This is a genomic window from Candidatus Desulfatibia sp., from assembly GCF_036446775.1.
In the GTDB taxonomy this organism is placed as follows: Bacteria; Desulfobacterota; Desulfobacteria; order Desulfobacterales; family UBA11574; genus Desulfatibia_A.
Window position 1 is genome coordinate 1 of the sequence record NZ_JAZFTO010000238.1, and the last position, 9,317, is coordinate 9,317.

The 9,317-nt window shown below is 45.1% G+C and carries 10 protein-coding genes; 4 read left to right on the forward strand and 6 right to left on the reverse strand.

What is annotated here, in order from left to right; all coding sequences use genetic code 11:
• Positions 1-477: 477 nt before the first annotated feature.
• The 3 genes from ispG to V3S16_RS11165 all read left to right on the forward strand — a co-directional run bounded on the left by ispG (position 478) and on the right by V3S16_RS11165 (position 5,808).
• A complete protein-coding gene (gene ispG, locus V3S16_RS11155; RefSeq protein ID WP_413884929.1) occupies positions 478-1,563 on the forward strand; it encodes a flavodoxin-dependent (E)-4-hydroxy-3-methylbut-2-enyl-diphosphate synthase in 1,086 nt (361 codons plus the stop codon).
• 353 nt (positions 1,564-1,916) lie between these two features.
• On the forward strand, positions 1,917-3,437 hold the full coding sequence (proS, locus tag V3S16_RS11160) for a proline--tRNA ligase (RefSeq protein WP_413884931.1): 1,521 nt from the start codon (positions 1,917-1,919) through the stop codon (positions 3,435-3,437).
• A gap of 226 nt (positions 3,438-3,663) precedes the next feature.
• Positions 3,664-5,808 (forward strand): RelA/SpoT family protein, encoded by a 2,145-nt coding sequence (locus V3S16_RS11165; protein ID WP_413884933.1) that lies wholly within the window; start codon positions 3,664-3,666, stop codon positions 5,806-5,808.
• Positions 5,809-5,833: 25 nt separating this feature from the next.
• On the opposite strand, the gene rpmB is transcribed toward V3S16_RS11165, so the two are convergent.
• From rpmB to V3S16_RS11195, 6 genes are all read right to left on the reverse strand, one after another.
• A complete protein-coding gene (gene rpmB, locus V3S16_RS11170; RefSeq protein ID WP_413884935.1) occupies positions 5,834-6,025 on the reverse strand; it encodes a 50S ribosomal protein L28 in 192 nt (63 codons plus the stop codon).
• Positions 6,026-6,131: 106 nt separating this feature from the next.
• Positions 6,132-6,788, reverse strand: coding sequence for an outer membrane protein assembly factor BamD (locus tag V3S16_RS11175; protein WP_413884937.1), 657 nt, complete (start codon positions 6,786-6,788; stop codon positions 6,132-6,134).
• On the reverse strand, positions 6,785-7,714 hold the full coding sequence (gene trxB / locus V3S16_RS11180) for a thioredoxin-disulfide reductase (protein WP_413884939.1): 930 nt from the start codon (positions 7,712-7,714) through the stop codon (positions 6,785-6,787). The genes V3S16_RS11175 and trxB overlap by 4 nt, the downstream gene beginning before the upstream one ends.
• Positions 7,715-7,727: 13 nt before the next feature.
• Entirely contained in the window at positions 7,728-8,051 is a 324-nt protein-coding gene (gene trxA / locus V3S16_RS11185; protein WP_413884941.1) for a thioredoxin, read from the reverse strand.
• 148 nt (positions 8,052-8,199) lie between these two features.
• The gene (locus V3S16_RS11190; RefSeq protein ID WP_413884945.1) at positions 8,200-8,367 is read right to left on the reverse strand and encodes a nucleotidyl transferase AbiEii/AbiGii toxin family protein; all 168 of its coding nucleotides are present in this window, start codon (positions 8,365-8,367) and stop codon (positions 8,200-8,202) included.
• On the reverse strand, positions 8,306-8,686 hold the full coding sequence (locus tag V3S16_RS11195; protein ID WP_413884947.1) for a hypothetical protein: 381 nt from the start codon (positions 8,684-8,686) through the stop codon (positions 8,306-8,308). The genes V3S16_RS11190 and V3S16_RS11195 overlap by 62 nt, the downstream gene beginning before the upstream one ends.
• Before the next feature lie 98 nt (positions 8,687-8,784).
• Here V3S16_RS11195 and purN point away from each other — a divergent pair.
• On the forward strand, positions 8,785-9,317 hold a 533-nt coding region (gene purN, locus V3S16_RS11200), incomplete at its 3' end, for a phosphoribosylglycinamide formyltransferase (protein WP_413884943.1).

Consider the following 9,317-nt stretch of genomic DNA (forward strand, 5'->3'; position numbering starts at 1 on the left):
CGCTGCTTGCGCCGTATTCAATTTCACCTCAATTGTGCATAGTTGAGGTTTCTCTTGAACAAAGAGTGGCTGTTTGTTATTTATATAGGTTCCGGTTGGCATAGCCCTAATATTTAGTAAAGCATCCTGGCCCAGAGGACCAGGCTTTGGTTGGCCCCCATTGGGGGCTTGGGGTCTTTGCCGTTCATAGATTTTCATGGAGTATTGGAGTGGTGGAGTAATGGGTAACGAGAGAACATCATTAGGCATTCTAAGATAATTAAGTAACTTCATTATCGCAATTACAATCGAATAGCGATTAAATGACAACCAAGCGAATTTTCAATACTCCAGTACTCCAATACTCCATTAATCCTTGTATCAGTCTTCAGGCAAAGCCATCAGACTCTGACCCCCGCAATGCGGGACAGGCTTGGCCCATCGAAGATCCCGCCACGCGGGGAAGGACCAGGCTTTTCGGGGCAAAATAAAAACAATATGTCTTATTTTATAAAACGAAAAAAAACACTTCAAATCAAAGTCGGGAATGTTAAAATCGGCGGTATGGCTCCGATTGCCGTCCAGTCCATGACCAACACACGGACTCAGGACGTTGTGGCTACGGTATCACAAACAAAGCGCCTGGAAAAAGCAGGATGCGAAATTGTCAGAGTGGCGGTTCCTGACCAGGAAGCTGCGCAGGCAATTTCTTCAATAAAGGATCAGATTTCAATCCCTTTGATCGCCGATATACATTTTGACTATCGCCTGGCCATATCTGCTGCCCGGGCGGGTGCCGACGGTCTTAGAATCAACCCCGGGAATATAGGAGGCAAACAAAAAGTAAAAGCTGTTGTTGACATCGCCAGGGAGTTTAATATACCGATTCGCATCGGTGTTAATTCAGGCTCCCTTGAAAAGGATATCCTGAAAAAATACAACGGCACATGTGCAAAAGCAATGGTTGAAAGTGCCTTGCGACATATCGAACTCTTAAAGTCATTCGATTTTCACAACATTAAGGTTTCAATCAAGGCATCTGATGTTCATCGCACCATAGATGCTCTCCGGCTGTTTTCATCAAAAACCAACCTTCCGCTACATATAGGGGTGACCGAAGCCGGAACCCTTTACCCCGGAATCGTTAAATCCGCCCTCGGTATCGGGATGCTCCTTGCAGAGGGTATCGGTGACACCATTCGCGTCTCTTTGACCCGCGATCCGGTTGAAGAGGTGCGGGTCGGGTACGAAATTCTCAAGGCGCTTGGTATTAGGCAACATGGACCCGAAATAATTTCATGCCCCACTTGCGGCCGTTGTAATATCGATCTGTTTGATATCGTTGAGCAGGTTGAAAAGAATCTATTACTAAATCCGTTGCCGCTCAAGCTTGCCATTATGGGCTGCGTGGTAAACGGTCCGGGAGAAGCCAAAGAAGCCGATATCGGTATAGCCGGCGGTGACGGTACCGGGATACTTTTCAAGAAAGGAAAAGTGATCAAAAAGTTTCCCCAGGAGAAACTCGTCGAGGTATTACTAAAAGAAGTAGAAAAATACGAAAAAGATACGGACTCTCGGTGGTAACCGTTCACGGGTTCAAAGGTTCAGGGGTTCAGGGTTCAGGGTTCAGGGTTCAGGGTTCGGAGGTTCAAAGTAACCCTGAACGGGGAACTCTGAACCTTTGAACGCCTATGAAAGGTAACCCGACTCGGCTGAGCCGTTCGACCCTGAGCTCACAGCCGAAGGGCTCGTCGCCGGCTGAACGTTGAACACTAAACCTGTGAACGCATACTAGTTCAGCGTTATGAATGATTGGCCGTTTCAACGGCAATCCGATTTTAACCGTGTAAAACTCAGTTAGTGCCCAGCCATAAATATATTTGAGCACTATGTAGTTTCTAATTCATAAGGCTGAAATGATACAGAAAAGGAAAAATATGTCAAAACCGACAAAAACTGCGATTACTCCGACAAGGGCCCAAGATTATCCGGAATGGTATCAGCAGGTGGTGAAAGCCTCGGATATGGCGGAAAGGTCGCCGGTTAGAGGCTGTATGGTGATAAAGCCATGGGGCTATGCTATATGGGAAAACATAATGCACGTACTCAACGGCATGTTCAAAGAGACCGGGGTCAAAAATGCATATTTCCCTCTTTTTATTCCGCTCTCTTTTTTTGAGAAAGAGGCTGAGCATGTCGAAGGTTTTGCCAAAGAATGTGCGGTTGTTTCCCACCACAGGCTCGAAAAAGGGGCCGACGGCCGCCTTGTGCCGGCCGGGGCGCTGGCCGAGCCCTTGATTGTTCGCCCTACCTCAGAAACGATTATCGGAGACTCTTTTTCCAAGTGGGTAAGCAGCTATCGTGATCTCCCGATACTGATCAACCAATGGGCCAATGTGGTTAGATGGGAGATGCGAACCCGCCTCTTTTTGAGGACCACTGAATTTTTGTGGCAAGAGGGGCATACAGCCCATGCCTCGGCCCAAGAAGCCGTAGAACGTACGCAGATGATGCTCGACGTTTATGCCCGCCTGGCAGAAGAGTATCTGGCCATGCCGGTCATCAAGGGCAGAAAGACAGCCGCAGAAAGATTTCCCGGAGCGGTCGATACCTTGTGCATTGAAGCCATGATGCAGGACCGGAAAGGGCTTCAGACCGGCACCTCACACTTTTTGGGTCAGAATTTTGCCAAGGCCTCTGATATCAGATTCCAATCGGCCCGCGAAACAGAGGAGTATGCCTGGACAACCTCATGGGGCTCATCCACCCGCCTTATCGGCGGCCTTATCATGACGCACGCTGATGATGATGGTGTCATACTGCCGCCGAAAATTGCATCTTCGCATGTGGTTCTAATGCCCATTGTCAGGAAGGCCGGAGACAAAATGGAGGTAATGGCGTTTACCGAAAGCCTGGCCAATGAGCTGAAAGAAAAAGTTTATCATAACCGCGGGCTTGAAGTGGAGATTGACGACCGGGATATCGGCGGCGCAAGGGGATGGGAGTGGATTAAAAAAGGTATACCGCTGCGCGTTGAAATCGGTCCCAGAGATATTGCCGATAATTCCGTATTTGTCGCCAGAAGAGATAAAGGACATCAAGAAAAAGAGTCATTAAAAAGAGATTATTTTGTTGGAACAATAACCAATATTTTGGACGAAATTCAGCAGAATCTTTTTGAGCGTGCCGTGTCGTTCAGAAAAACACATACCGTAATGATTGAAGACCGGGATGATTTTTATGATTTCTTTACGCCGCAAGATATGGAGAAACATGAAATTCATGGTGGTTTTGCGTTATCCGGTTGGTGCGGGGCGGAGGAGTGTGAATCAAAAATAAAAGAAGATCTTAGTGTTACTATCCGGTGCATCCCTTTTGATGACGAGACCCCCAAAGGAGAATGCATCTGCTGCCGCAGGCCTGGCGACACCCGGGCAGTCTTTGCCAAGGCATATTGACTTTTTAGTGAAGCTTCGCCTCAATGCATAGAGTTGATGGAGCAAAAATCAAAGTACATTAGACAAATCGATGCTTGATACTCGATGCTGGATGCTGGAGAGATAAAATAACCATTCTTTTGTTATCCAGTATCAAGCATCCAGTATCTACATCAACTTCGGGCAGAAGTGCCATAGGAAAACTTGAAATAAATGTTAAGGTTTTAGCTAAGATAGACATCTAATTATGATTCGTATTAACGACATACTTGACAAGGTTACCGATTATAACCCGGAAGCGAATCTGGATATTATTGACCGTGCTTATATTTATTCGGCCAGAGTACATGAAGGCCAGGTTCGATTGTCCGGCGAACCATATCTGTCTCACCCCCTGGAAGTAGCCGGCATCCTTGCAGATATGAAACTTGATGCCGTCAGTGTTGCCGCCGGGCTACTCCACGACGTGATCGAAGACACCCATGCGACAGCTCAAGAAATAATGGAAATATTCGGAGAGGAAATTACGCATATCGTCAACGGAGTAACCAAACTGAGTGCCCTCTCCTTTGGCAGTTCCCAGGCCCGCCAGGCTGAAAATATCAGGAAGATGATCCTTGCCATGGCGGATGATATACGCGTCATCCTGATTAAGCTGGCTGACCGGCTCCACAATATGATGACGTTAAATTTTCATTCAGAACACAAAAGATTGGAAATCGCCCAGGAAACCCTTGACATCTATGCGCCTATTGCTGCACGTCTTGGTATTTTCTGGATAAAAAAGGAACTTGAAGATACTTCTTTTATGTATCTCCAATCCGAGGAATATGCAAAAACCAAAGAATTCGTCAATACCAACCGAGAAGAGCGCGAAAAATATATTGAAACCGTTAAAAGTTTCATCAAAAAGAAATTGGATGACGCCAATCTGAAATGCGAAGTTCTGGGCAGATTCAAGTATTATTACAGTATTTATCAGAAGATGATCAAACAGGGCCTGGCATTTGAAGAAGTATACGATATTATTGCCTTCAGGATAATTCTCGATACAATTCCCAAGTGCTATGAGGCGCTGGGGATCGTCCATTCTCTTTGGAAACCGGTCCCTAAAAAATTCAAGGATTATATTGGAGTCCCCAAGCCCAACATGTATCAATCCCTCCACACAACGGTAATCGGTCCTTATGGTGAACGCATTGAAATTCAGATTCGGACCCGCGAAATGGATAATGTCGCCAAATCCGGCATTGCTGCTCACTGGAGTTATAAAGAAGATAAAAGCTCTGATGAGCATATTAGAAAGACATTCGCCTGGATTCAAAGCTTGGTCGAAAACCAGGAAAATATCGGGGATCCTGATGAGTTTTTAGAAAATGTTCGCATCGATCTCTTTCCGGATGAAGTTTACGTTTTTACGCCTCGCGGTGAAATAAAATCGGTTCCCCGGGGGGCTACGCCGGTTGATTTTGCCTATTTAATCCATACGGAAGTAGGCAATCAGTGTGCCGGCGCTAAGGTGAGCGGGCGAATTGTCCCCTTGCAATATGAATTAAAAACCGGCGATACCGTTGAAATAATAACAAATAAAAAGGGACATCCCAGCAAAGACTGGCTTAATTTTGTCAAAACGGTAAAAGCGCGTTCCAGGATCAGACAATGGATAAAAACCCAGGAAAAAGAACGCAGTCTCACCTTAGGGCGTGAAATGTGTGAAAAGGCCTTCCGTAAATATAAGCTCAATTTTAATACGCTTTTAAAATCAGAAGATATGGGAAAGGTTGTCGAATATTTCGGCTTTAAAACCATTGATGATCTGATAGCAAGCGTCGGTTACGGTAAAATTACCCCTCTGCAGATAATACGCAAAGTCACCCCCAAGCCTGAGCAGGATGAAAAACATGAATCGATTTTAGAAAAAATTATCGGCCGGGTGCGCAAGAAAAAACCAAAAACGGGCATAGTCGTAAAGGGGGTTGACGACATCCTGGTAAAGTTCGGCAAGTGCTGCCAGCCGGTTCCCGGAGATCCGATAACCGGTTATATCACCAGAGGTTATGGTGTTACCGTTCACCGCACCCGTTGTGTAAATGCTTTGAAAATGAGTCCCGAAAGGCAGATCGATGTGCAGTGGAATCTGGATCTTGTCGATACATATCCGGTAAAAATACGCGTTCGTTCCTACGACAGGGTGGGGATGCTGGCGGATATTGCAGCCACTATCAGCAAAAACGGAGCCAATATCGTAAGTGCAAATACGGAAACCCGGGAAAGCAAAATTGTCGACAGTTTTTTTACGATAGCGATTGAAAATACCGATCATTTAAACAAAGTTGTATCGGCCATCAGGAAGGTAAGGAACATTCAGGAAGTAAAGCGGATTGACCGTTAGCCTGCTATAGATACTTAAGTTAGAATTACGGTGCTTTGACGACTTGGCCGGATTTTATGCAACTGGTGCACACCCTCATCCGCTTGACCCTTCCGTTATGAATCGCCCGCACTCGCTGAAGGTTTGGATTAAAACGGCGTTTGGTTAAATTATGGGCATGACTTACGTTATGACCGAACATCGGTTTTTTGCCGCATATACCACACATCCTGGACATGATTTGTTTCTCCATTAATTGTTGATGGCGTCGTAAAACAATAACCTAAATCATACCTAAAGACAGAACCTGATTATCTATAATAATTCATTTGGAGTGTAAAGAATTATTTTACCGCTGTTTCTTTGATCTTATCCTCTACCTGAATAATATACTGAAGCGCCTTTTGGTGCACACCTACATCCGGGTATTTTGTAAGTACGTTTTTAAAACGCTGCAGGGCGGCTTTGTAGTGCTTGCTCTTGTAATAAAAAAGGCCCACATATAAATCATGCCCGGCCAGGCTTTTTTGACTTTTTTTGATATTTTGTTCAGCCTTGATCGCATATGGATCTTTGGGGAACTGTTTTCTTAGACGTTCAAAAGTCTCTAAAGCTTTTTGGGCTGTGCTTTGATCTCGGTCGACGGTATCGATACGTTCGAAATAACTGAGTCCGATCTGGTAGATCACATAAGGTATCGCTTCGTTACGGGGATGCAGGCTTTCAAAATCTTCATAAGCAGCGATGGCATCTTCGTACTCTTGCAAATGATAATGAGCATCGCCGATTTTTAGTTCCGCAAGGATAGCGTATTGGCTGAATGGGTACCAGTCTTTCAGCTTTTCAAAAGATGCGATGGCGTCTCTGTAACCTTTGTCATTGTACTGATCCATACCGTCATTTATGAGTTCCTGTGCGGTTTTTTCTTCCTCGGTTTGGAACCATGCACAGCCCGAAAATGCAAACATTGCAATCAGACCCAAGAGTATAAAACGTTTCATACTTTTACATTCTGGAGGTAGTGTTCTGCCGAAAATACAGCGATAGCGGCATCGCCGACAGCAGTTGCAATCTGACGCAAGGGAGTGCTCCTCACATCACCGGCGGCATATACCCCCGCCACCGAAGTCTGCATGTTCGCGTCGACTTTAATAAAACCGTATTGATCCAGTTCGACATCCTCAGGCAAAAATTCCGAATTGGGAAGGATGCCTACCCAAATAAAACATCCGTCTACGGCAATTTCTTTGGTATCACCGGTCTTTAAATTTTGAACCGAAATTTTTTCAACATCGGTTAAACCCTGAATGCCGGTTAATACAGAGTCCCATAAAAATTCGATTTTTTCGTTGGCCAGTGCCCGTTCCTGAAGAATCGCTTCGGCCCTGAGCTGATCTCTGCGGTGAATCAGGTAGACCTTTTTGGCAAATTTTGTCAAAAAAAGACTTTCCTGTACAGCCGTATCTCCTCCTCCGACTGCAGCAACAACACGATCCTTGAAAAAAGGTCCGTCACAGGTTGCACAGGCAGATACACCCTTACCGTAAAAAGTATCTTCACCCGGCACACCCAGTTTTTTAGGAAATGCCCCGGAAGCGATGATGATCGCATGGGTTGTGATCACCCTGTCGCTGAGAGTGATCTTTTTGATCGCTGCGGATAAATCCATGGAAATGGCCGCGTTTGTTTCTATATTCAGATCAAACTTTTGGACCTGTGCGGTCATCTTCTGTACCAGATCAGGGCCTGAAATTCCTTCGGGGAAGCCGGGATAATTTTCGATCCAGTCGGTTGCAACAACCTGCCCGCCGGGCACGACTTTTTCAAGCAGAATCACATTTAAACGGGCACGGGCGGCATAAAGACCAGCGGTGAGCCCGGCAGGGCCACCGCCGATAATTACAAGATCGTAGTCAACTTTTTTCATTGCCAAAAGGCCTCTATACTTTGTTTAACATTTCCTCTAATTTTGATTTGGCAACGATGCCGATAACCTTGTCGACAATATCTCCGCCGTTAAATAAGATGAGGGTGGGAATGGATTTAATCCCGAATTTTCCAGGTGCAACAGGATTGTCATCAACATTGCATTTGGTAAATTTGATTTTATCGCCAAAGGTACCGGCAAGCTCTTCAACAACGGGGGCGATGGCCCGGCAGGGGCCACACCACGGGGCCCAGAAATCGACCAAGACCGGTTTCTCAGACTGCAACACTTCGGCCTCAAAATTGCTGTCTTCAATTTCCAAAACACCTTCTGCCATAATATTAATCCTTTCTCTATAAATTAAAATGAAACTGCAATATAGTAACATGCATTAGCATTGTCAACCTTGGAACTGTTTGTGAAAACAGTAAAGATATATTCCTATAAGGTATTGGAACCAGTTCTATCCTTGCGACTAGAATCCTTTAGGGATAAAGGCTGTTTTCTTTGCCCCAAAAGAGATCTTCGGCAATATCTGAATTTACAAAAAAATCCAAGTCTTCAGAGTAACGATGATGGAAATAACAACGGCTAAGAACTGTACCACCGGTTAGATAAAAGGGGGTATTCGTGTCGCTTATTATCTTTAGGATACCATCTTGAAGGGGGTAGAGCTTCTTTGTGTAATATTCGTCTGGCGTATTCATATTTTTCCCTCAAAGATTTGCTTCTCAGATTTTCAATCGTATTTTTGGAGACAATCTTTTTTAAGATATGAAACGGAAAGAGAGCAAGGATTTCATACCATGGCAATCGCTCGAGAATCCTTATAAATATCATTTCTTTAGTAAAATGGTAAAGGTTGTCTCTCTCACCGGATATAAAGTTATAAATTTCGCCCGGATCGATATCATAATCCCACATTATTTTTTTAAGGATCATATGTGCTTCATTTTTATCAATTTTATTCATTTTTCATCTTATCTGTCGAATTTAGAATTCCCAAAACATTATGTATTTGATATCGTGTTAAAGTACAAGAATATATTAATGTATCGAAAGGGTATACAATGGGCAAGAAAATTCGTATTGGAGCGCTGATATCGGGAGGCGGCAGCAACCTTCAGGCCATTATGGACGCCTGCGAGCAAGGAATGATCAGCGGTGAAATAGTCTTTGTGGGTTCGGATAATCCGGCTTCAGGCGGTCTTGAAAAAGTCCGCAGCAGGGAAATACCAACGTTTGTGGTGGATTACGGGTCGATCATAAAACGTTTCAAAGCGGGACAGGATAAGGCCATGCTGCCTGAGGATTTCGATCTTGACGACGTCCTGGCTAAGCAATCTCTTTTCGCGGCGGATTCCGATCCCGAAAAAGTCAGAAACTTCATAATGACCCGAGCTGTGGCTGAAGCTGAACTGCTTGAAGCTATGGAGCCTCACCCCTTCGACCTACTGGTGCTGGCCGGCTTTATGAGAAATCTAACGCCGTATTTTATCGACCGGGTCAATACGGTCCCCGGCAATCTACGCATCATGAACATTCACCCGGCCCTGCTGCCTGCATTCCCCGGGATCGACGGTTATGGAGACACCTTCCGGTA

Coding starts and splice junctions, on each gene's coding strand:
- ispG (WP_413884929.1), top strand. CDS start 478: ATGTCTTATTTTATAAAACGAAAAAAAACACTTCAAATCAAAGTCGGG.
- proS (WP_413884931.1), top strand. CDS start 1,917: ATGTCAAAACCGACAAAAACTGCGATTACTCCGACAAGGGCCCAAGAT.
- V3S16_RS11165 (WP_413884933.1), top strand. CDS start 3,664: ATGATTCGTATTAACGACATACTTGACAAGGTTACCGATTATAACCCG.
- rpmB (WP_413884935.1), bottom strand. CDS start 6,025: ATGTCCAGGATGTGTGGTATATGCGGCAAAAAACCGATGTTCGGTCAT.
- V3S16_RS11175 (WP_413884937.1), bottom strand. CDS start 6,788: ATGAAACGTTTTATACTCTTGGGTCTGATTGCAATGTTTGCATTTTCG.
- trxB (WP_413884939.1), bottom strand. CDS start 7,714: ATGAAAAAAGTTGACTACGATCTTGTAATTATCGGCGGTGGCCCTGCC.
- trxA (WP_413884941.1), bottom strand. CDS start 8,051: ATGGCAGAAGGTGTTTTGGAAATTGAAGACAGCAATTTTGAGGCCGAA.
- V3S16_RS11195 (WP_413884947.1), bottom strand. CDS start 8,686: ATGAATAAAATTGATAAAAATGAAGCACATATGATCCTTAAAAAAATA.